This is a genomic window from Candidatus Eisenbacteria bacterium, from assembly GCA_020847735.1.
Classification (GTDB): Bacteria; Eisenbacteria; RBG-16-71-46; order RBG-16-71-46; family RBG-16-71-46; genus CAIXRL01.
The window spans coordinates 114887-138259 of record JADLBL010000015.1; the positions used below are offsets into that span (position 1 = coordinate 114887).

Genomic DNA, 23373 nt, shown 5'->3' on the forward strand with positions numbered 1-23373 from the left:
TATCAGCGCCGGGGACCCGAAACGGAAGGAATTTCACGGCGAAGTCCGTGCAATAGGGGACCTTCCCCGCCGGGATTTGGTGGTGCCAAACACGAGGCCCCGGAAGGCTACGCCCCCCGGGCCGACGCGCCCCGGCAGCGCCCGGAGCCCCTCAGGGCCCGGTGAGCCCGAGCTGCTGGAAGATCTTCGCGAGGATCCGCGGCGCGCCGTTGTAGCCCGCGATGGGCGCGGAAGGAATGATGGGGACGGTCACGACCACGGCGCGTCCACCACTCGGCTGCGGCACCGACATGGCGACCGGCACGGCCGTCGGCGGCGCCGGGGTCAGGCTGGACGGCCTCGCCCACAGAATGCCCTCGGAGGAGTTGTTCTGGACGAAGCAGCGGATCCCGCTCGCCTCCGTCTGGCGGGGCGTGAGCTGCTGCTGGCGGATGCTGTCGCGGACGCTCCCCAGGTACGTGCTGTCGGTGAACACGGAGCCATTGGGGTTGCCCCAGCCGATGGTCGAGTCCTGGCCGAAGGCGATGGTGGTGGTGAACGCCTGATACAGGCCGCGACAGTTCAGGTAGCGCGTGACGAATTCGTCGGGGAGCTGACCGTTGGCGTTGTGTCCGGCGAACAGGTACAGCCCGTCGAGGTAGAACCGGCCGCCGGCCTCCAGGTACGCGCCGATGCCGTCGAGCCCGTAGGTGCGCAGGACGCCGGAGATGGAGGTTTCGTTGGCGCGGTACCAGACCACGGCGTCGAACAGTCTCATCGTCTGCTCGAGGTCGGCGGCCGACGCGAACGGCTGCGTGAACTGCAGCCGCAGGATCGAGTAGGAACCCGCGGGCAGGTTGCGCGCGGCGGTGTTGGAGTAAAGCGTGTCGATGCGGAAGTTGAGCTGGTTGCCCTGGCCCGAGGCGGTCAGCGGCACGTCGTCCACGATCAGCAACCGCGCCCGCTGGGTCGAGTCCGGCGCCGCCTGGCGCACGTACCACGTGCAGCTATCCACGTTGCCCGCCATGCCGCCGTCGTCAATCGCCTGCACGTATAGCCGGCGATAACGGGAAGCGTACGGCCCGCTCGTGAATCGGGATGAGGGCATGGTGAACGAGCGCCCGGTCGTGGTCAGCGGACTGGCCGCCTGGCCGTCGAGCCAGACGCGGAACACCATCCGCGCGGGATCGCCGTCCACGTCGCCGGCGTTCCAGGTAACCGTGACGGAGGCGTACGTCGTGTCCTGCGGCTGCGGGCGCTGCTGCAGCGTCACCACCGGGGGCTGGTTCGAGAAGTGAAAGTCCTCGACCGCCGGCGTCGGGTCCACCTGATTCAGGTTGTCGAGCGCCCGTACCTCGAAGCGCGGCGCCGTGTAGCCGGTCGGCGTGAAGACCGTGAACAACGAGTCGGTCCGGGAGGTGAAGACCCACGCCGACTCCGCCGGATCGGCCGGGTTCAGCAGTCGAATCTGGTAGCCGGAGATCGTGCCGTCCACGTCGGTGCCGAACCAGTAGAGGTGCACCACGTGATTGACCGTGTCCACGGGGCCCTGCACGTAGAGAGTCGTTTCGGGCGCCTGGTTCGGCCGGATCGTGCCCTTCAGCCCGCACCCGGCGGCGAGGCCGAAGGTCGCCAGCACGGCGAGCGGCAGGAGCCTGCGAAGCGCGCGCACTAGTGCAGTCCCTCCCGGTCGCTCTTGACGATCAGGAACTTGCCGAGCGTGCGCTTGCCGGATTGCCGGTCCTCGACCGAATAGACGTACAGGCCCGTCGCCGCCGCCTGGCCGGCTCGCGTGATCATGTCCCAGCCCCACGTCGCCCCCGACAGGTGCGTCTTCAGGTCGGTCGTGGGGTTGTAGATGCCGCGCGCGTTCGTGCCGGAGTAGGTGGCCCCGTCGAAGTCGGTCTCGTAGATCAGGTCGCCGTGCAGCGTGTAGATCCGGATCGTCGCCTTGGGCGGCAGGTTCGCGAACCACAGGAAGTGGTCGCGCACGTTCTGCTGCGAATCCCAGCGCGCCTCGACCCGGTACGGGTTCGGGAACACGGTGATGCCTGCCCCCGCCGCCTCGCCCGGCGCCGGCGCGGGAATGACCGTGGTTTCGTTCTGCGCGAGGCCGCTCTCCAGCGACTCGATCTCGGACGTGCCGACGTCGTACGACGTCACCGCCACCCAGTAGTGAAAGCCGTCGCGCAGGCTGGAGACGGTCAGCTTGTAGCGGTAGGTCACGCCGTCCACCACCTCGGGTGTCGCGAGCCGGATGGCCCCGAAGCCGGTGTTGAAACCGGTGGTGTCGTTCGGCGACGTGTCGAGGTCGAACTGCCGGTAGAGCCTCAGGTCGAGCCGGTCCTCGCCCACGTACACCCGGTAGCCCTCGAAGTCGCGGGGGTTCGGGCTCGTCGGATCCTCGAACGACTCCGGCGCGTCCGTCCAGTAGAGGTCCACGGCGCCGGCCCGCGGCACCACCCGCATCGTCGGCGAGGGCGGCGGCACCGGCACCTTGTAGTCGAGGTCGTAGGCGTGCTGGGCGACGCGGGCGCGCAGGGCCAGCTGCTGCTGTTCGACCGGAATCGAGGGATCGTTGGCGCCCATGTAGGCGAAGTCCACCTGGATGCTGTCGCCGGGATTGAGCGTCTCGAACGGTCCGACGGCCAGCAGGGTCGTGGGGTCGCCCGTGAGCGGCGCGAGCGAATCGGGCAGCGGCACCAGCGGCTGGATCGTGCCGGCGCTCATCAGCGCGTAACGCTCCGTGTCCTCGTCACGCAGGTTGCTGCCCGGCGAGAAGCTCCAGACCTGGGTCGTGATCTTCGTGACGCTCGTGTCGCCGAGCGAACCGGGCCGCACGCCGAGCAGCTTCACGGCGACCATCGCCGGCGCGAACTGGCGCTTGCAGTCCACCGGGTTCTTGCAGAAGGACTCCGTGAACATGCTCGTCGAGTCCACCCAGCCGATCACCTTGCTGCGCCACCAGGCGCCCATGTTGGCGCTGGCGCAGCCGCCGGAGGGTGGCCAGCAGCTGTAGAGGTTCTTGTTGCCCGTCGCGAGTTCGTTGTAGAGGCCGACCCAGACGTTGCGCAGCGGCGCGCCGTCGTTGCGGATGACGTAGTGGAAGAACGCCATATTGGCGTAGTTGGAGAACGACCAGCTGTAGTTCTCCTGCTTGACCCGCACGTGCAGCGGCCGGTGCGGTTCACGCCCGCGCGGGGGCTTGGTGACGCCGTCCCAGAAGGTCGAGGAAAGGTCGAACTCGCTGATCGCGGCCGGGTTGTAGTAGCGGCTCTGCGGCAGCGTGGAACGCGCGAGCACGCTTTCGCCGAGCGGCGAGTACTCGGTCGCCTCCGCCGCGGCGTCGCCCGCCGTGCCGTCGATCGAACCCGTGGTCACGCCGGTGAACGCGCCGTTGTCGTCCACCGCGATCGCCCCGATCCACAGGCCGCCGCGAACGAGGTGTTCCTGGCCGGAGCCGAGCGGATATTCGAACGACGGGGCGCGCGAGGTGAAATTGTTGCCGATGAACCCGTAGTTCGTGATCGTCATGCCGACCAGGTTCTGGTCCAGCAGCCGCACGGCGTAGATGTTGGCCGTCGTGTCGGTCGCCGCCGAGCCGGCGGGCGGCGCGGGGGCGCGGGACTCGTGCGGGTCGCCGGCGGCGAACGCGGTCATGGCCGCGAGCGCGAGCGCGAGCGATACGGATGCGGAGAGCGTCTTCACTTGCGCCTCTTGAACTTCACGAGCTTGCCGCGGCCGTGATCGGCCACGAACACGAGCGAATCGTCGGCGGCGATGGAAACGGGATCCAGCAGCGGTTCGTTCTGGGCGTTGTTCTCGACGTCCACGCGCTGGACGTACTCGCCGGTCTGGGCGTCGTAGCGGAGCACCCGGCGGTTGCCGCGATCCAGAACGTAGAAGTAGCCCTCGAGGTCGGCGAACACGTCGTCCGGCAGCAGGAAATTGGCGCCCGTCGTCGAACCGTCCACCTTGATCAGGCCCAGATCCGTGGTCGCCACCGACACCGACTTGATGGCGCCGTTGCCGCGATCGGTGACGAACAGCGACTGCCCCGCCCAGCGCGAGTAGTAAAGGCTCGAGGGGTCGAACACCGACGCCGTGCCGGTGCCGTCGAGCACGACCCAGGTCGTGTCGCGATGCCAGTTGGCGCCCGGCATGTTGACGTCGCGGTTCAGGCCGTCCGGCACGAGCCCCGCGTAGCGCGGACCGCGCGCGTAGCGATAGACCCGCGAGGCGAACTTCTTGGTGCGGTCGCGCACGTCGAGGACGTTGGTGTCGAGCACCGCGACCGTGCCGGAGACGTAGACGAACCCGTCCTCACCGGCCGCCATGCCGGTGACGTTGGCGAACGTCGTGTCGGTGAAGGTCGAGAGCGTGTCCCCGCCCGCGAGCGAGAACTCGCGCACGCGCCAGATCGCCGAGTAATCGAAGACCTGGGCGCGGAAGGGGTGCCCCGTGGCGGAGGTCGTGTCCGCGTCGGGTTCGCAGGTGCCGCGGCGCACGTCGTAGCGCGCCTTGCACGAGTCGCCCGCATCCAGCACGAACAGCCGGTTCTGCGCCGCGGCGACCGCGATCGGGTTGTAGAGCCCGGAGAGCGGCAGGAAGTAGGGCGGGCCGATCACCGTCGGCTTCGCCATCGCGTACAGGCGCACCTCGCCGTGCGGGGTGACCGGGGCCGTCGGCGGCAGCGTCGCGACCTGACCGTCGTTGAACAGCACGAACAGCTGCGTGCCGGAACCCTGCGTGAGCAGGACGTCCCGGATGCCGTCGAAGCCGGTCCAGGTCGCGATCATCGCGTAGCTGGAGTCGGTCGGAACGCCGATCGTGCGCGGACGTTCGGTCGGCAGCGGGAAGGTCGTGCCGCAGCCCGAAAGCCCGGCGAGCGCGGCCAGCGCGAGCAGCGGAAGCAGCGGAAGCAGCCGGCGCATCAGAACCGCACTCCCAGCGTCATGCGGTGGACGCTGCCCAGAGGTCCGCCGTCGGTCCACGCGTAGTCGATGTTGAGCCGCGAATCGTTGACGTCGGCGACGAAGCCCGCGCCCGCGGAAAACTTGAGCGCGTCGGCCCGGAAGTTGTAACCCGAACGCAGCGCGAAGCGGCGCAGGTAGGTCCATTCCGCGCCGGCCTTGAGGTTCTGCTCGTTGTCGGCGGGCTGGTTCACCTCCAGGGCCGTCGTCAGGCGCTGCGTGTTGTTCTCGAGCGGCTCGAACGCGAGCCCGTAGCGGAACACCATCGGCGGGTCGAAGCCGTCGTACTGCCGGACCTCGCCGGTGAGCGGCGACACCCAGTCGCCCGCGGGCCGCAGCTGCGGACCGAAGCTGGTGAGCGAAGTCGCGATGCGCACGCTGCCGAGTCCGAGGTAGTAGATCGAGCCGATGTCGAGCAGCACCGCGCTGGTCGTGGGGCCCCCGACCTGCGAGCCGAGGTCCTCGTGCACGTACTTGAGGCCGGCGCCGACGAGCAGCTTGTCGGTCCAGCGACGCGCGTAGGTGGCGCCCGCCACGACGTCGGAATACGAGAACGAGCGCCCGGTGCCGAACGGCATCAGCTCGGTCGTCTCGTCCATGCGCGTCGCGAGCACGCCGAACTGCAGTCCGACGGAGCCGCCGAGCCGCTTGACCGGCACGATCAGGGCGATGTGGCCGTAGTCCACGTCGGCCGGCCACTGCACGTACGAGAGGCCCACCTCGCGGCGCTGCAGCGACGCGAGCCCGGCCGGGTTCCAGTAGATCGCGCTCGGATCGTTGGCGACGGCGACGAACGATTCGCCCATGGCCACCGCGCGCGCGCCGACGCCGATCCGTAGGAACGTGCCCGACGAGGTGCCGGCGCGCTGCCCGCCGAGCGAGCCCTGCGCGCGCGCCCCGCCCGCGAGCAGCGCGGTGAGCGCGAGGGCGGCCAGCGGGGCGCGGCTAGAAGTCCACATCGAGCGATAGCCTCCACTGCGCGCCCGGACCGTAGTTGGACGGGTCGTCCACCTGGGAGATCCGCGTGTAGTCGTTCAGGTTCGAGACGTGGCGGGGATCGAACTCGCCCTCGCCCCAGACGAAGCCCTTGCCGGAGATCTGGTCCACGCGGTAGATGAGGCGGTTGTTGAACACGTTCGTGCCCTGCAGCGAAACGTCCATGCGCCGGCCGAACAGGCCGAACCAGCGGTTCAGCTTGAGGTCGGTCGTGATCTGCATGGGCGCGTTCAGGGAGTTGGGCTCGCCGATGGTGATGAGGCCGGTCGGATCGAGCGGCGTGTAGGCGCGGCCCGACTGCCCCTGCATGAAGACGTTGAGCCCGCACTGCTTCAGCCAGCGCCAGCCCGCCGGAGCCTCGCGGTCGAAGCGCAGGTCGAAGCTCGCGGTCACCTTGTGCGGCCGGTTCCAGCGCACGAACACCTCGGAGAGGCGCGTTTCGCTGCTGCCGCCCAGTTCCTGCAGCGCGCGGTCCTCGTTCGGATCGCTGCTCTTGCCCTTCGTCTGCTGGAACGAGTAGCTGAGCTTGCCCGCCCAGTGGTTCGAGCGGCGCTTCTCCACCTCGATCTCGAAGCCCTTGGAGCGGGCGAAGTGGCCGTTCAGGTAGATGAAATACGAGGCCAGATTCGTGCCGCTGATCGGGTCCACGCGCGTGGCGCTCGGATAGTCGTAGATGTCGCGGACGAAGAACGTGACGTTCGCGGCGGCCCGCGGCGAGAACTGGTGCTTGGCGCCGACTTCGTAGTTGACCGAGATCTGCGGGTTCAGGTTCGGATTGCCCTGCAGCGGGAAGGACTCGGACGAGATCGAGCGCAGCTTCGAGTACACGTAGCGGTACGACGGGTTCTGCGTGAACTCGCCGTAGTTGAAGAAGAAGCTGCTGTTCTCGGTGATCGGGTGGGCGACGATCACGCGCGGCGAGAGGTGCAGCTTGTACCGGCGGCCGAAGAACGAGTTCGTCTCCTCGTAGAAATGCGTGCGGGTCGCCGCGGCGATGTTGTGGCGGGTGGTGTCGGCGAGCGCGTCCTCGGCCTCGCGGCCCACGAACCAGTAGTCGCCGCGCAGGCCGATGTTGGCGGTGAAGCCCTCGTATTCGAGCCGGTCGCGCACGTAGAAGTCGCCCGTCCACGGGTGCGCGAGCCAGATGTCGTGCGACTGGCCGAGCCCGTCCTGGTCGAACACCCACGGATTCTCGATGGTCAGGTACTGCACCGACTGGAACTGGTGCTCGAGCCCGAACTCGACCTCGTGCCGGTGCGCGAAGCGCTGCGTCAGGCTCCAGTCGATGCCGTAGCTGACGGTCCGCCGGTCCTGCCAGGTGTCGGCGTCGCCGCTGTCCACGAAGTAGTCGTCGCGGCGCGGATCGCCGAGCGGGAAGTTCGAGCGGTCGTCGGGCTCGTCGTACTCCCACCACATCTTGCCGAGCACGTCCTGGCGCTGCGCGAAGAAGTAGCGCGACACCTGCAGCTCGGTGTAGCCGGTGGTGGACAGCGTGCGCCGCCACTGCAGCGAAGTCTGGAAGTTGTCCTCGAAGATCGTGTTCGCGTGCGAGATCCGGTGGTCCCACGCCCACGGGTAGGCCGGGTCGTTTTGGTCGCCCGTCGCAGTGATGAACGAGCGGCTGAAGCCCTGGTCGATCGCGATGCGCTTGCTGAAGTTGAAGCTCAGCTTGTCGCTGGCGTTCGGCTTGTACGCCCAGCCGTAGCGCAACGACCAGCGGTTGTCGGCCGAGGGCGACCACATGTCGCCGTACGTGAACCGGTGGCCGAGGAAGGAGTCCTCGTAGCTCGAGTGGATCCGCGGCAGGGCCGGCGGCAGCAGCGTGCGGTCGAGCAGGGAAGCGTTCTGGTCGTGCAGGTAGCGGAAGCGCGTCTCGAACAGGCTCCCGGAAAGATCGAGGATGCTGGTGGCCGCGCCGGCGGGACGAAGGCCGACGAGCCTGAAGAACGGCAGGACCAGCGGGTCGGGGCCGCCCACGACCGACTGCCAGGACCGCCCGCCGTAGCTTCCGGCCGAGGTGGTGATGCCGCCCTCGAAGCGGTCCGTGCCCTCCTTGAGCTTGATCTCGACCACCCCCGAAAGGGCGTTGCCGTAACGCACGTCGTAGGCGCCGGTGGCGACGTTGACCTCGGCGACCGAGCGGGCGTTGAGCTGGCCGGCCGTGGATTGCCCGGTGATCAGGTCCTTGTTCGCCACGCCATTGACGATGAACACGGTCTCGTCGGCGCGGCCGCCGCGCACGTGGATCTGTTCGGCGTCGGTGCTGATGCCGGCCTGTTGCTGGAGAACGTCGCCGACCGTCGTCACCGGCAGATTGCGGATCTCGTTCGCGCCCACGCTGCGGACCGTGGCGCCCTGCTTGACCTCGACCAGCCTGCGCTCGGCCGTCACCTCCACGGCCTTCTCCTCCCGGACAACGATGTCCTCGAGGGAGAAGTTGACGGTGACCGACTTGCCCGCGACGACCACGACGCCGGCCTGGCTCCCCGGGCGGTAGCCGAGGTACTGCACTTTGACTTCGTAGGTTCCGGCCGGCACGCCCGAGATCTGGAACTGGCCTTCGGAGTCGGTCAGGCCACCGCGCTTGGCCTCGGGAATCGTCACGCTCGCGAACGGGATCGCGTGCCCGGTCTTCTTGTCCACGACGCGTCCCGCCACGGAGCCGGCTTCGGCCGCGAAGGCAGCGGAAACAAACAGAAGATGGACGAGGGCCGTGAGGACGAAGGGTCGAACGAGTCGCATGTTCCCTGAGCGTGAAGGTTGGACGGCGGACCGTAAGGCGAGCCATCCGGAGGGTCAAGAACTTCCGTTGCTCCATGTCGCGGCTTTGCAGCCGGTTCGCGGACCGTCCGGGTCCCGCTGGGGCCGTCGGGAAGCGGCGCCCCGCGGGAGAACGCACCCGGCCCGGAAGCGCGGCGGACCAGCGGGGGCACCTACACCTAACCGTCGCGGACCTGCTAGTAGCTGCCTCGCAGGTCGTACTCGTGCGGGAACGCGTCCATGAAGACGCGGTCGATCTCGAGGTTGACCTCGCGCAGCATGCGGGCCTTCTGCGGGTAGGGAAGGAAGGCGCTCTTGAAGCCGTTGATGACGATCCGCTTGACCTCGTAGGGGCTCAGGCGGAACGCCCGGGCCGCAAGGTGGATCTCCTGCGACGAGGTCGTCGCCGACATCAGGCGATTGTCGGTGTTGAGGGTGACCCGAAGCCCCATGCGGAAGTACTGCCCGAACGGGTGGACCTTGAGCGAGCGCGCGACGCGCGTCTGCACGTTCGAGGACAGGCACATCTCGAGCGGCACGCGGTGATCGCGCACGTAGCGCAGCAGGTCGGGATCCTCGGCCAGGCGCGTGCCGTGGCCGATGCGGTGCGCGCCGCAGTAGTGGAGCGCCTGCGCGATGCTTTCCGGCCCGAAGGCCTCGCCGCCGTGCACCGTCGAGTTGATGTTGTGCTTGGCGATGAGCTGGAACGCCTCCCGGTGGGCCTTGGCCGGGTAGTCCTTCTCCTGCCCCGCCAGGTCGAACGCCAGCACGCCGCGGCCCTTGTAGGCCACCGCCAGCTCGGCGAGCGACAGCGAGACCTCGGGCGACATCGAGCGGATCCCGCAGATGATGACGCCCGTGGAAATGTTCAGCCGGGCGCCCGCGTCGCGAAGCCCGGCGATCACCGGGTCCACGATGTCCTCGAACGCCAGGCGCCGCTTGCGGTGCAGGATCGGCGAGTAGCGCACCTCGAGGTGGCGGACACCCTCGGCCGCGCAGTCCTCGACCAGCTCGTGGGCGATGCGGTAGAGGGCGTCCTTCTCCTGCATCACCGACAGCGTGATGTCGAAGATCTTGAGGTAGTCCGCCAGGTTCCGCGTGCGCTTGCCGGCCTGCAGCAGGCGCGTCAGGCGGGCCAGGCTCGTCGTCGGCAGACGCACCTTCTGCTCGGCGGCCAGTTCGAGGACGGTGCGGGGCCGCACGCTGCCGTCGAGATGGCAGTGCAGCTCGGCCTTCGGGATGCGGCGAATGACGTCGAGTGTGAGCTTCATCGGTCGTGCGTTCCCTCGCGCGCCGCGGGCCGCCTCAGCGGCCGCCCTCGAGCGCCATGATCTTCCGGACGCGCCGCTCGTGGCGGCCGCCCGCGAAATCGGTGGTCAGGAAGAGCCGGACGAGACGGACGGCCGCGCCGCGGTGGACGACGTTCGCTCCCAAAGCCAGCATGTTCGCGTCGTTGTGTTCGCGGCTGTTGAGCACCGTCCGGTCGTCGTGACAGAGCGCGCAGCGCACGCCGGCGATCTTGTTGGCGGCCATCGTCGAGCCGATGCCGGCGGCGTCCACCACGATTCCGCGCGCCGCGCGACCGGAAGCGACCTCGCGCGCGACGGCGGCGGCGAAGTCGGGATAGTCCACCGCGTCGGTCGAGTGCGTGCCGCAGTCGAAGGGCTCCCAGCCCAGCTCCTCGGCGATCGCCCGCTTGAGCACTTCCTTGAGAGCGTAGCCGCCGTGATCCGAGCCGATCGCGACACGTCGCGGCGAGACGACCTTCGGGGCCGCCGCGGGCGCCGGCGCCGCTCCGGGCTCCGGCCCGAGCGCGCGCTCGATCGCTTCCTTCACGAGCCGGCGGACGGTGGATTCGTCGGGGGTGCTCATGGGCCGTGCAGAATAGTCGCGCGGGGCCGGCGGCGCCACCGTCGCGAGCGGGTGCTTTCACAACGGCTGTACGCCGGCGGGCCACAGGGTCGTGCTAAGCTTGCCCGCCGAGTTCGCGCCCGTGCCGCGTACGCGGCACCCCGGTCCACCCGCAGCGGAGCCCACGTGATTCGCCGCCTCCTGATTTGCGCCTGCCTGCTCGCAGGCTTCACCGTCGCCGCGGCCCGGCCCGCGACGGCGGTCCTGCTCGCCGACAGCACGTTCGTGGAGGGATGGCGCCTCGCCAACGGGCTCGAGGTGCGTGTCCGACACGTTCCCGGCGCGAGCGGAATGATCGTCGTGGCCGGCTACCGCTCCGGTCTGCTCGACGATCCGAAGGATCGCGAGGGCCTTGCCGAGCTGCTCGCCAACCTGGAGTTCTTCGCCGCCGCCGGCGACATCCCCGCGCGCACGCGCGAGGAGATGGCGAGCCTGCGTCCGCTGGGCTGGAAGGCGGGCACGTCGTCGCGCGTCACCTCGTTCACCGAGGTCGCGACGCCGCAGCAGTTCCCGGGAGTGCTGAGGCAGGTCGCGACCCGCATGCGCGGCGTGACGGTGACGCCGGAGGCCCTCGCCTCGTCCATCGCCGAGGTCCGCCGCGACCTCGCCTCGCGCGCCTTCGGCCAGCCGGAACAGGGGCTTTACTGGCGCGTACGGGCCCTCGCCGGCGGCACCTCGGACGAGGCGCTGCTCGCGCAGGCGGGCGCGCGCGGCCTTTCGCGGCTCGGGGCCGACGAGGTTTCCGCGCTGCTCCGGGCGCGTTTCACGCCGGCCAACGGCTGCCTCGCGCTCGTCGGCGACTTCACGAACCTCGACCTGCGCTCGCTGGTCGAACGCGAGTTCGGCTCGATCCCCGGCGGCGAAGCGCGGCCCGACGCGCCGGAGGTCCGGCTCGCCGGCGGCTCACGAACGTCGCTCTGGCCCGGCCTCGCGCGTCCGCTGGGGGCGCTCGGGATCATCGCCCCGGCGCTCGACGACTCGCTTCACCCTTCCTTCTACCTCTCGGGCCTGATCCTCGGCCTGCAGCTGCGGCGCACGGCCGGCGCCGCGCCCGCGCCGCTGACCGCGCGCTTCCAGATCTCGACGTACGAGGAGCCCGAACTGCTCCGGCTCTATCCCGACCTGCCCGCCGGGAGCACCGATCCGGCGGCGCTCGGCACGGCTTTCGGAGCGCTCGCCGAACAGGTCGGGCGGGAGATCGTCTCGCGGGACGCGATGGACGGCGTCAAACGCGGCTGGGACTGGCTGCTCGGCGGCCCGCTGCCGCAGGCGCTGCGTTTCCAGTCGGAAAAGGCGCCGGGGATGCTCGTGCCGCTGGCGACCGGCATGGTGACGCGCGCGCTGTGGCGCGGCGACGATTTCTGGGACCGCTACCGCCACCGCTTCGAGACGACCCCCCTGGGGCCTTCGGTCTTCCTCGAGTGGATGGAGGATCCCGCGCACCAGGTGCGCCTGGTGCTCGCGCCCAAACGCTGAGCGACCGACCCTCGAGCCCGGCGCTCCGGGCGTTGCCGCGGCCCGGCGGGCGCTGCTAACTTCCGGGCGGCATGTCGCGACGCATCCTCATCGGCATCGCCGGAGGCTCGGGCTCCGGCAAGACCCTGGTCGCCCGCACGATCGTGCGCGAGCTGGGCTCGGGCAAGGTCGTGATCATCGACCAGGACTCGTACTACAAGAACCTCGACGAGATCCCCTTCCGCGACCGCGAGGCGCGGAACTTCGATCACCCGGACGCGTTCGACAACGGCCTGCTCGTCGCCCACCTGCGCGAACTTCTCGACGGCAAGCCCATTGACCAGCCCGTCTACGACTACAGCAACCATTGCCGCGCGAACGAGACGCGGCGGATCAGCGACCACCTGGTCGTCGTTCTCGAGGGCATCCTGATCTTCCACGAGCCGGAGCTGCGCGCGCTCATGGACATCAAGCTCTACGTGGACGCGGACGCCGACGTTCGCCTGACGCGCCGGCTGCGGCGGGACCTGATCGAGCGCGGCCGCGCCGTGGACTCGATCCTCCGCCAGTACGAAGAGAGCGTGCGGCCGATGCACCTGCAGTTTGTCGAGCCGAGCAAGCGTTTCGCCGACGTGATCATTCCCGGCGGCGGCCACAACAAGGTGGCCATCGACCTGGTGAAGACCAAGATCCGCGAGCTGCTGCGCGAACGCGGCGTGGACGTCGGCGCGGCGGTCGGAGCCTGACGGACGTTCGCCGAATCGGCCTCCGCGGCGGCGGCGGCCGGATCGCGCCGGCGCGCTACGGCAGCACGAGCACCCGGCGCGAGGCGCCGAACGCGCCGGCCTGCATGCGGACGAAGTAAACGCCCGCGCGCAGCCCGCGCGCCTCGAGCGCGAGCGAGTGACGGCCGGGCTCGAACGTGCGGTCGGCCAGCAGCCGGACGCGGTGCCCCTGCACGTCGAACAACTCGAGCCGCACGCGCCCGGAGCGCGGCACGTCGAACGCGACGCGCGCGCGGGCGCCGGCGGCGAGCGGGGTCGGGGCGACCGGCGACAGCGCGAACGCGGCGGGGCCGCCGCCTTCGACCGCCAGCACGGCGCTGATCGTGAACGGACCGTTCGCCGCGTCGAGCGGGCTCGAGTCGAAGGCGTCGAGCACACGCAGCTCCGCGGTCGTGGTCGGCACGGGCGGAACCACCCACGCGTACGAACCGAGGTGACCGTCCACCTCGGCCACCAGCTGCCACGCCGCGGAAGACGCGGGGCGCCACTCGATGCGCGCCGTCGCGACGTTGACCGCGTTCCACGTCACGTCGTGGACGGTTCCGGCGTTCCACACCTCACCGCCGCCGGGCGAGGTCACGACCAGCGTCTGCGCGGCGGCCCACGGAACGTACGTGTAGCTCGTGCGCAGCTTGTAGATGCCGCCGCTCTGCAGCGCGAAGACGCTCGCGCGGTCGCGCGCGAGGAAGCCGTAGTTCGCGCCGGTCAGCGGAATCGGGGTGAACGTCGTCCCGCCGTCCAGCGAGAGGTACGACGTGCCGCCCGAGAACGCGCCCGCGACGACGAAGTTGGGATCGTCCCGGGCGACGTCGGTCCCCCAGGTCGCGGCCACGTCCTGCCCGGGGCGGTTCAGGTCGGCGATCTCGGCCCACGTCTCGCCGCCGTCCTGGGACACGCTCGCCCCGGTCGCGGACCACGACATCGCGAACACGGTCTTGTTGCGCTGACGCGACAGGCCAAGCGCGGGCACTTCCGAGCCGTCCACGCTGTCGCGCAGGACGAACGAGGCGCCGGTGTCCACCGACTGCCAGAGGCTGCCCACCCCGACACCGGTCACGCCGTCGGCGATGACGACGCGGTCGGCGTCGCCGGGGGCCGAGGCGATGTCGCACGGGCTGCGGAACTCCTTCGTGCCCCACGGGGACCACGACTGCCCGCCGTCCGTCGAGCGCTGGAGAAGGTCATCCTCGCCACCGAAGAGCAGCGTGTCGGGCCGGTCCGGGTTCGGCTCGATCGGCACGCCGTACTCGCCGAACACGTGGTTGAGCCGGGTGGACCAGCTGACGCCGGCGTTGACGCTGCGCATCACGAGGCGCTGGCCGCTGGTCGTGACCGAGGCCATCACGAACACGTTCGTGTCCTTGGGCGAGATGACGAACGCGTTGGCCCTGCTCTGGCCGGCGACGCTGGCGGGCGAGCTCCACGTCTCGCCGTCGTCGCGCGAGCGGTGGAGCGCCGATCCGAGGACGCACCACACGGTCGAGCGGGCGCGCGGGTTCACCGCCATCGTGTTGCCGCGGACGGGCGAGCCGCCCGACGTGAGCTGCCGGGTCCAGCTTCGGGTCGTCGCGGCGCCGCCCGGCAGCGACAGCGAATCGCCTCCCGCCCAGCGCGCCGCCACGAGCGCCGACCGCAGCGCGACGACGCCTCTTCCGCCCGCGAACGCGATTCCGCCGACCGCGCCCTGCAGGCCGTGAACGGGCCAGCTCCAGCTGGCGCCGCCGTCGGTGCTGCGCATGACGAAGCCTCCGCCGCCCGCGATCCACACCTCGTCGGCGCCGGGCAGATCGATCGCCGCGACGTCGGGCAGCAGCTCGAGCCCGAGGTCCGCGAACGTGAACGGCGCCCCCCCGGTCGCGCTGCGCCAGCAGCCTCCGCCGGCGCCGCCCACCCAGACGCTGGCGCCGCGCGCCGCGACGGTGAGAAGCTCGACCGGCGTGCCGAGCGAAACCGGCGTCCAGGCCGCGCCACCGTTGGCGGTGTAGAGCAGGGTTCCGGCCGCGCCGGCCGCCCAGCCATGGTCGTCGTCCGTGAACACGAGCGCGTTCAGCCGCTGCGCCGTGCCGCTCGGCAGCGCCGACCAGTTCGCCCCGCCGTCGTCGCTGCGCATGAGCAGGCCGGCGTCGCCCGCGAGGTACGCGCGGCCGGGCGAGGGCAGCGCGAGCGCGCGCACCGCGGTCAGCCCTGGCGTGGTGGCCAGCGTCCACGAGCCGCCGTTGTCGGCGCTGCGCCAGACCTGCCCCGAATCGCCGGCCGCGAGCACCGTGAAGCCGTCCGCCGCGAGCGCGCGCAGCGGCTTGCCGCCCAGCGCGCCCGCCGTCCACGTCGCGCCGCCGTCGAGCGAGCGCCACAGCGCCCCGCCGTCGCCGGCGAGCCAGGCGTCCACGCCATCCTTGGTGGCGGCGGCGCGAAAACCCTGCGCGCGCGCCGGCGGCGCGGCGGCGGATGCCGCGAGAACGCTCGCGAGGATCAGCAGGCGTGCGATGCGGAAGATGCGCAAGGTGGCGGTCACTCCCCGGCGATGCGGGCGATGGTCTCGATCTCGGCCAGCGCGGCCAGTGCGCGCCCCCGGAACTTACCCCCGATCGCGAGCGGGCGGAACAGCAGGGCGTCCATGCGCGCGCCGCCCAGCGGCACGCGGGTGCCGTCGGGCGAGAGCTCGCGCGGGACCGGCACGCGGCCGGTCTCGCGACCGCCGGAGTACAGCACGAGCTCGGCGCGCTTCACGACCAGCGGCCCTCCCTCCTTCGTGCGCCCGCGCATGCCGTACAGCACCACCTCGCGCGCTTCGATCGGCACCGGGAATTCGAGCCGCAGCCATTCGCCCTCGTCGCCGTCGGCGATCCAGCACACCTGGTCGGGGACCCCCCGCGTGCGCCGGTCCACCGCGGCCGCCGCCCCCGGAGTGCCGCGCTGCTCGCTGGACGCCGTCGCGCGCGCGCCGGGCGCGACGTTGGTCCACTCGGCCGCGCCCGCGGTCATGGGCACGGCGATCGCCGAGTGCCCGGCGTGGCAGCCCACGCACTTGGTGCCGGCGCCCGGGCGGGTGAAGTTGTAGCCCGGCACATGCGCGGGCCCGTGCGCCGAACGCAGCACGCGGCCATCCGCTCCGACGAGCTGCTCGAACATCGGCTGGTCGGCGGGCACCGCGTCCACGTGCACCGCGCCCTGGGGCGTGAGCTCCGCCTCCTGCACCAGCACGAGGCTGTCGTTGCCTTCGGCGAGCGGCCGCGGCAGGGCCGTGAAGAAGCGGATGCGCACCCCGCGCGCGATCGGCACGGCGCCCGGGAAGGGCGCGTCCACCGGAGCGTTCGCGAACACGTTGAGGCAGTCGAAGCGCGCCGTGCGCTCGTCGGCGCGGATCGCCGCGAGCGTCGTGCGCGGCAGCGGGTCGGGCGCGCCGGTCCAGCCCTCGCCGTAGACCGGCGGCGGCGGAAGCGGCCGCGGCGCCAGCACGGCGGCGTCCACCTCGAGCGACTGCAGGTCGCCCGTGACCTGCATCAGCCCGCGACCGTCGGCGCCGCACACGTAGAGGTCGAAGTTGCCGGTGCCGGCATCGTCGAGCGAGAAGAGGACCCGGCCGTCGGGCAGCGCGGCCGGGGCGCACGCCGACCAGCCGGTCGGCGAACCGAAGCCGGCCAAAGGCCGCGCGGGGCCGAAGCGCTTCGGGTACGCCCACACGCCGAGCCGCGACGGACGCACGAGGTCGCCGCGCTCGGCGACGACGCCGACGAACGTGGTGTCGGCGAGCACGAGCGGCTGGTAGCCCATCTCGCCCATGCGCGTGCGCGGGTCGCCGCCCGCGAGGCGCAGGTGATCGCCGTCGAACTCGATCGAGCCCGGCTGCCACAGGTTCACGGTGTCCGCGGGCAGCGAGCCGGCGAAGCCGGCGACCAGGCCCGCGGCGTTGTCGGCGGCGCGGAAGCGGTTGAAGAACCAGCGCGCGTACAGGAGCCGCCCGCTCACCGGGTCCACCGACGGCGCCTCGCCGCCGTCGCGCTCGGCGGTGATGCGGCGGGCGTTCGTGCCGTCGGCGTTCACCACCCACAGGTTGGTCGCCGGCGGGCCGGCCTGGGACAGCAGCGGGTAGCGCGTGCTCGCGAACACCAGCCGGCCATCGGGCAGCCAGCAGGGCGCGAGGTCGTCGAAGCGCGCGAAGCGCCGGGCCGGCTCCGGACCGTAGATCTCCGCGGGCTCGCCCGCGCGGGCGTCCAGCGTCACGGGCGCGAGCTCGCGCCCGCTCGCGGTGCATTTCCAGATCCGCCAGGCGCTGTCGCGAGCCGTCACCGCCGCGAACGCGATCCAGCGTCCGTCGTACGAGACGCTCGGATGCTGCACGTCGAAGAAGCGGCCCTCGGGCAGCAGCGGCACGAAGCGCCCGTCGCGCTCGCGCACGACCAGCCGCCCGCCGGCGACGACCGCGCGGCCGGCCGGGCCCACGCCGAGCGCGACGGCGGCTCCCGGCAGGCGCAGCCGCTGCGCGAACACGATCGGCGGCAGCACGAGCTTCTCGCGGGCGCCGAGCGAACCGAGCGCGGCCGCGACGCACGCGGCGGCGATGAGCGCCGCGGCGAGGCGATGCGCGCGGCGGCGCAGGGGGACGAGCGTCATAGGACGGGCACTATCGGCGAAACGCGGCCGCGAGGAAAGCCCCGCGGCCGCACGTCTCACCCCGCGAACGCCCGTCAGCGGCGGTTGAGCATGGACCGCACGTCGGTCACGACCTCGATCGGGTTCGACGCGGTCAGCCGCGGCGGCTTCATGACGAAGAAGCGCCTGCCGTCCGCGCTCACGGTCCAGAATCGCGTGTTGACGTCGGAGAGCGGCTGGGGCGTGTCGAAGAGCCGCACCGGCGTGCCGGCGTGAAAGCTCTCCTTCGCGTCAATGGGCACGGCCATGATCGCATTGGCGGTTTCGTAAACGATCTCGGCGCCGCCCCGGGTCCACTGCGGCATGAATCCGCCGGCCGCGGTGACCTGCCAGCGCCCCGGCGTGCCGGTGAGGCTCTGCACGTAGATCTGAACGGCGCCGCCGCCCTCGTTCGAGGCATAGGCGAGCCAGCGGCCGTCGGGCGAGATCTCGCACTGCGCCATCAATCCCGAGACGCCGCCGAGCGGCCGCATCACGGCCCCCGCGCTGTCGGGGTTGAAGACCAGGGGGTTCCTGAAGTCGGCCGGCACGATCAGCAGGCGCGAGCCCGCGGCCGCCCACTGGCTGAGCAGCGCGTTGCTGCCGCCGGGCACGGGAAACGTGTCGGCGCGGCCGAGCCCGTCGGCCGAGCCCACGAGCAGCGTGCTCCGGGCCCCGCGCTCCAGCATGCACGCATACCGGCGCCCGTCGGGCGACCATTTCGGCGCCAGCGCCAGGCCCTGGCCGAACGTGAGCCTCGCCTCGGTTCCGCGCGCGAGATCGCGCACGAGGATCTCCTGCTCGAGTCCCGGGCCGGGCAGGCGTTCGAACAGGATGCGGCCGCCCTCGGGCGAGAGTGCTGGATTGGAAATGAGCCCGGTGGTCAGCGCATTGCCGACCTGCCTGCCGGAGCGGTCCACTTCGAACAGCGTGTTGTTCGGCACCTCGGCGCCGCGCGACCACGCCAGCACGCCCGAGGCCGACGAGGAGAAGTGGCCGGAGGCGTTGCCGACGCGAATGTTCTCGGCGAGCGTGAGCGGCTGCCCCGTGAGCTTGCCCGCCGCGAGGTCCAGCTTCTGCGCCAGCAGCGTCGCGCCCTTCAGGAAGATGACCCAGTCGCCCGGGGCATACTCCACGCGCCCGTCGGTGAAGCCGAGCCGCTTCGAGTCCAGGCTGCCGAGCCTGCCGAGCCGGATGTTGCCGCCGCCCGAGCCCTGGCGGTTTCCGACGAACAGGAAGTGCTCGCCGTCCGGCAGGAAGCACGGCCAGGCGCTGCCGAACTCGCCGCTCGCCCGGTCCACGCGGGCCGCCGGCTTGAGCTCGCCCCCCGCCGCCGGAACGGCCAGCAGCGAATCGTTGGTGCGCCCGTCCATGAGGATCACGCCCTTGGAGCCCCAGGCGAGGTCCGCCCCACCGCGCGTCTCGCACAGCACGACCGGGCTGCCGCCGGTGACCGGGAGCCGCTGGACCCGCCCGGCGGCGACGAACGCGATCTCCTTGCTGTCCGGTGACCAGTAGACGCGGCGCACGCCTTCGCTGCCGGAGATCGGCACCGCGCGCGTCTGGCCGAGCGGCCGCAGGTAGGCGCGCGTGGTGCCCGCGGAGTCGGCGCCGACGAACACGAGCAACCGTCCGTCCGGCGAGACGCGCGGCCACGCCGCATCCGCCTCCTGCGCGGGCTTCTCGACGATGAAGCGGTAGACGGGCCGCGGCGCGTTCGCCCGCGGCCACAGCCACGCGACCGCGGCGGCCGCGAGCAGCGTCATCGCCGCGGCGACGCCCCACGCGAGCTTCGCGGCGCCGCGCCTCACCACCACCGGCGCGGCGGCACCGGGCACCGGCGTGGCGACGCCGACGCCCGACATGCCGGCGCCCTCCGCGATCCACTGGAGCTGCTGCTTGACCGCGTGCGCGGTCTGCACGCGGTCCTCCGGGTCCTTGGCCAGGCAGGCGCGGATCAGCCGGTCGAGGCCGGCCGGCGGAGCGTCGCCCGCCGGCGCGCCGGTCGGCGCCTCGGTGACCGGCGCGGGCTGCGAGCCGATGATGGCGGCGATGAGCGTGGCCTGGCTGCGGCCCTCGAACGCGCGCTTGCCCGTCGCCATCTCATAGAGCACGCAGCCCATCGCCCAGATGTCGCTGCGCGCGTCGGCCTCGTGGCCCTCGAGCTGCTCGGGCGCCATGTACTGGTAGGTGCCGACGATCGTGCCCTCGGTCGTCAGCGCCTGAACCGTCGGCGACTGGGTCAGCGCGGAGCCCGAGGTGCCGCTGCCCGGCCGCTTCGCGGCGTCGGCGGCGCGCGCGAGGCCGAAGTCCATGAGCTTCGCTCCCGAGCGCGTCAGCATGATGTTGCCGGGCTTGAGGTCGCGGTGGATGACGCCCGCGCGGTGCGCGCGGTCGAGCGCGTCGGCGACCTGCGCGCCGATCCGCAACAGCTCGGGTCCCGCGAGCGGCCCCTTGCGCAGCCGGGCGGCGAGCGTCTCGCCCTCGATCAGCTCCATCACCAGGTAGTCGGTCGGGCCCTCGCGCCCGACGTCGAACAGCGTGCAGATGTTCGGGTGGTTGAGGCTCGAGACCGTCTTGGCCTCGCGCTCGAAGCGCGCGCGGACGTCCTCGTTCGCGCTCAGGTGCTCGGGCAGCACCTTGACCGCGACCTCGCGGCCGAGGCGCGTGTCGCGGGCGCGGTACACCTCGCCCATGCCGCCGGCGCCGAGCGGGGCGAGGATTTCGTAGGGGCCGAGCTTGATGCCGGGGGTCAGACTCACGCGCTCATCTCCTGTTCAGTTCCGCGGGCCAGTTCACGATCATCTGAATCGAGCCGTCCTCGCCCGAGCCCCGCTGCTGCAGGATCAGGAAGCGCTGCAGATCCGGGCCGGCCACCAGCTCGTACCCGCCGCGCGGAATCCGGAACAGCGTGCGCGGACCGCCGAAGTGCGGGGATCCGGCGTACTCGACGGGCACCGAGACGACGCTGAGGCCGTCCCCGCCGACGAACACGATCTCGCGACCGTCCCGCCGCCAGAACGGCCGGCCGAACACGCTTCGGGTCTGCGTTCCCGCGCCCTCGCGGGAGACGCGAAAGCGCGCCCCGGGCACCGGATAGGACTGCACGTACAGCTCGGGACGCCCCGACTCGTTGGAGCGATAGGCCAGCCAGCGGCCATCGGGCGAAAGACTCGCGTCCTCCTCGTGGAAGCGCGTCCGCAACACGGGCCGAAGGCCCGAATCGGGACCCGGGCTCCACACCCACACGTCCTCGCCCGTCGCTCCGTCGAGTTCGCGAACGAGCAGTCCGGCTCCGTCCGGTGTCCAGCCGAGCGGATCGGCGAAGGTCGTCCGGCCGTGCAGCAGGGACTCCGGCGCTCCGGCGCCGTCCGAGCGCTTGCGGAACAGCGTACGCACGGGACCGGACAGCGCCGAATAGATGATCCAGCGACCGTCGGGTGACCACACGGGTTTCTCGGGGTGCCTCTGGTCCGCGGTCAGCCGTGCGGAGAGCCCCGAGCCGAGCTGGATGGTCCACACGTCGGCCTGGTCGCCGGCTTCATCCCGGATGAGCGCGGCACGAGTGCCGTCGGGCGAAAGGCTCAGGTCGTGGAAGGAGCCGGGCTCCGTCGAAACCCGGTCGGCGACGTGGCCGGAGCGGTCCAGCCACACGAGCTCGGACAAGCCCTGCGAGCGGCGACGCTGCACGAGCACTCCGTTGCCGGAAACCGAGGCCCCCGGCGCACCGCCGTAGCGGCTGGCGAAGGGGGCGGCGCCGAGCACCCGCGCCTCGCCGCGGGCCCGGCCGCTGGCCGGGTCGAAGCGCTGCGCCAGCAGCGCGCCGTCACGCGGAAACACCAGCCAGTCGCCCGGCGCCCACACGGGAGCGCCGCCGAGCGGCAGATCGAGCACGCGGCTGGAGCCGTCCTTCGATCCCAGTCGCGCCCCGAAGCTGTCTCCGAGGACGACGTAGACGAATCGCTCCCCGTCGGCGAGCAGGAACGGAAAGCGGTGCGCCCGCTCGCCGCGGGTCGTGTCGAGCCGGGTGGCCGCCGTGGCCGCGCCGCCGGCCTCGCTCACGCGCATCAGCGGCCCGACCGAAGCCGGGGCGAAGACGATGAAACCCTTCCGGCTCCACGCGCCGCCGCGGCCGTCGGGGGCGTCGCACAGGACCTGCACCGCGCGGCCGGCGGCGTCGGTCTTCTTCAGCTTTCCCGCCGCGAAGAAGCCGATGAAGCGGCTGTCGGGCGACCAGAACGGCAGGATCGCATCCTGCGTTTCCGGAAGCGGCCGCGCCGCCGGGACGGACAGCTCGCGCACCCAGAGCTGCGAGACGCCGGAGGAGTCCGTGGCGACGAACGCGATGCGCGTCCCGTCGGGGGAGATCGTCGTGTGCGCCTGATCGTCGTCCACGACCGCGTTCTCGGGCGGCAACACCGACACGCGCATGACCGGCGCCGGCCCGCCGCGCGGCGCCAGCAGCAGCGCCGAGGCCGCTCCCAGCGCCAGCAGCGCGGCCGCGCCCGCAGCCAGCGCCCACGCCGGCGGCCCGCGACGCGCGCCGGGCGTCGCGCCCCCCGCCTCGCCGCTCCCGCCGGCGGCGATCGCTTCGAGCTCCAGCCGCACGTCGCCGATGTCGCGCTGGCGCTGCTTCGCGTCCTTCGTCAGGCAGCGCCGCAGCAGCGCCACCAGCCGCGGCGGAGTCGGGGCCGGCAGCGCCGACCAGTCCGGTTCGCGCTCGAGGATCCTCGCGACCATGTCGCTGACCGTCTCGCCGTCGTAGGCCCGCCGCCCGCTCAGGCACTCGTAGAGCACGCAGCCGAACGACCAGATGTCCGTGCGCCGGTCCACCGCCTTGCCGCGCGCCTGCTCGGGGCTCATGTAGGCCGCCGTCCCGAGGATCACGCCCGCGCTCGTCGCGGCGTGCGCCAGCGTCGGCGACGCCGACAGGTTCGGGTCCGAGGAGGACGAGGCGCCCGCGCCGCCGCCCTTGGCGAGCCCGAAGTCGAGCACCTTGACCCCGCCGCTCGCGGTCAGCATCACGTTCCCGGGCTTGAGGTCCCGGTGCACGACGCCCGCCTCGTGCGCGGCCTCGACTCCGGCGGCCACCTGCCGGGCCACGTCGAGCGCCTCGTCGAGCGGCAGCGCCCCGCGCTTCAGGCGCGCCTCGAGCGTCTCGCCGTCCACGAACTCGAGCACCAGGTAGCGCGCGCCCGCGACTTCCTCGACGCCGTGGATGCCGGCGACGTTCGGGTGGTTCAGCGACGCCAGCAGCCGCGCCTCGCGCTCGAAGCGTGCCAGCCGTTCGGCATCCTGCGCGAACGCCGCGGGCAGCGCCTTGATCGCCACGTCGCGCCCGAGCCGCGTGTCGCGGGCGCGGAAGACCTCGCCCATGCCGCCGGCGCCCAGAGGAGCGAGGATTTCGTACGGGCCGAGCCGCGCGCCGGCGGTGAGGTTCATGCGAAGGAAGGTCTCGGAGGGTGGGAAGGACCAGGACCGCCGGACGTTAGCAGCGGAGTCGCGCGCGGCGCAGGAAAAAAACCCGGGCGGGCGAGCCCCGCGGCCCGCCCGCCCGATCCGCTTCCGCCATCCCGGACTTCATTCCTGCTTCACGGCCGCGGAACGAGTAGAGCACGCAGCCCATCGCCCAGATGTCGCTGCGCGCGTCGGCCTCGTGGCCCTCGAGCTGCTCGGGCGCCATGCACTGGTAGGTGCCGACGATCGTGCCCGCGGTCGTCAGCGCCTGCGCCATGGGCGACTGCGTGAGCGCGGAGCCCGACGTGCCGCTGCCCGGCCGCTTCGCGGCGTCGGCGGCGCGCGCGGACGTCCTCGTTCGCGCTCAGGTGCCCGGGCAGCGCCTTGACCGCGACCTCGCGGCCGAGCCGGGTGTCCTTCGCGCGGAC

The 23373-nt window shown here is 71.7% G+C and carries 14 protein-coding genes; 2 read left to right on the top strand and 12 right to left on the bottom strand.

Features of this window, described 5'->3' with window-relative positions; translation table 11 throughout:
- Positions 1-151: 151 nt before the first annotated feature.
- The 7 genes from IT347_06815 to IT347_06845 form a co-directional block, all read right to left on the bottom strand.
- Positions 152-1651, bottom strand: coding sequence for a hypothetical protein (locus tag IT347_06815; protein ID MCC6349288.1), 1500 nt, complete (start codon positions 1649-1651; stop codon positions 152-154).
- On the bottom strand, positions 1651-3687 hold the full coding sequence (locus tag IT347_06820) for a hypothetical protein (protein MCC6349289.1): 2037 nt from the start codon (positions 3685-3687) through the stop codon (positions 1651-1653). The genes IT347_06815 and IT347_06820 overlap by 1 nt, the downstream gene beginning before the upstream one ends.
- Positions 3684-4913, bottom strand: coding sequence for a hypothetical protein (locus tag IT347_06825; protein ID MCC6349290.1), 1230 nt, complete (start codon positions 4911-4913; stop codon positions 3684-3686). The genes IT347_06820 and IT347_06825 overlap by 4 nt, the downstream gene beginning before the upstream one ends.
- Positions 4913-5911: a PorV/PorQ family protein gene (locus IT347_06830; GenBank protein ID MCC6349291.1), complete on the bottom strand. Its 999-nt coding sequence runs from the start codon at positions 5909-5911 to the stop codon at positions 4913-4915. Before IT347_06830 ends, IT347_06825 begins: the two co-directional genes overlap by 1 nt.
- Positions 5898-8606, bottom strand: coding sequence for a TonB-dependent receptor (locus tag IT347_06835; protein MCC6349292.1), 2709 nt, complete (start codon positions 8604-8606; stop codon positions 5898-5900). Before IT347_06835 ends, IT347_06830 begins: the two co-directional genes overlap by 14 nt.
- Positions 8607-8905: 299 nt before the next feature.
- On the bottom strand, positions 8906-9979 hold the full coding sequence (gene add / locus IT347_06840; GenBank protein ID MCC6349293.1) for an adenosine deaminase: 1074 nt from the start codon (positions 9977-9979) through the stop codon (positions 8906-8908).
- Positions 9980-10013: 34 nt separating this feature from the next.
- Positions 10014-10580, bottom strand: coding sequence for an RpiB/LacA/LacB family sugar-phosphate isomerase (locus IT347_06845; protein MCC6349294.1), 567 nt, complete (start codon positions 10578-10580; stop codon positions 10014-10016).
- 165 nt (positions 10581-10745) lie between these two features.
- Here IT347_06845 and IT347_06850 point away from each other — a divergent pair, with 165 nt between their 5' ends.
- The gene (locus IT347_06850; protein ID MCC6349295.1) at positions 10746-12095 is read left to right on the top strand and encodes an insulinase family protein; all 1350 of its coding nucleotides are present in this window, start codon (positions 10746-10748) and stop codon (positions 12093-12095) included.
- A gap of 71 nt (positions 12096-12166) precedes the next feature.
- Positions 12167-12820, top strand: a complete 654-nt coding sequence (gene udk, locus IT347_06855; GenBank protein MCC6349296.1) for a uridine kinase — start codon at positions 12167-12169, stop codon at positions 12818-12820.
- A gap of 55 nt (positions 12821-12875) precedes the next feature.
- Here udk and IT347_06860 read toward each other — a convergent pair whose 3' ends face one another.
- The 5 genes from IT347_06860 to IT347_06880 all read right to left on the bottom strand — a co-directional run bounded on the left by IT347_06860 (position 12876) and on the right by IT347_06880 (position 23222).
- On the bottom strand, positions 12876-15359 hold the full coding sequence (locus IT347_06860; protein ID MCC6349297.1) for a hypothetical protein: 2484 nt from the start codon (positions 15357-15359) through the stop codon (positions 12876-12878).
- An 8-nt stretch (positions 15360-15367) separates the two neighbouring features.
- Positions 15368-17470 (bottom strand): hypothetical protein, encoded by a 2103-nt coding sequence (locus tag IT347_06865; protein ID MCC6349298.1) that lies wholly within the window; start codon positions 17468-17470, stop codon positions 15368-15370.
- A 74-nt stretch (positions 17471-17544) separates the two neighbouring features.
- The gene (locus IT347_06870) at positions 17545-20250 is read right to left on the bottom strand and encodes a protein kinase (GenBank protein MCC6349299.1); all 2706 of its coding nucleotides are present in this window, start codon (positions 20248-20250) and stop codon (positions 17545-17547) included.
- Between the two features lie 4 nt (positions 20251-20254).
- Positions 20255-22930, bottom strand: coding sequence for a protein kinase (locus tag IT347_06875; protein MCC6349300.1), 2676 nt, complete (start codon positions 22928-22930; stop codon positions 20255-20257).
- A 46-nt stretch (positions 22931-22976) separates the two neighbouring features.
- Complete coding sequence (locus IT347_06880) at positions 22977-23222, bottom strand: hypothetical protein (protein MCC6349301.1); 246 nt, start codon at positions 23220-23222, stop codon at positions 22977-22979.
- Positions 23223-23373 lie beyond the last annotated feature (151 nt).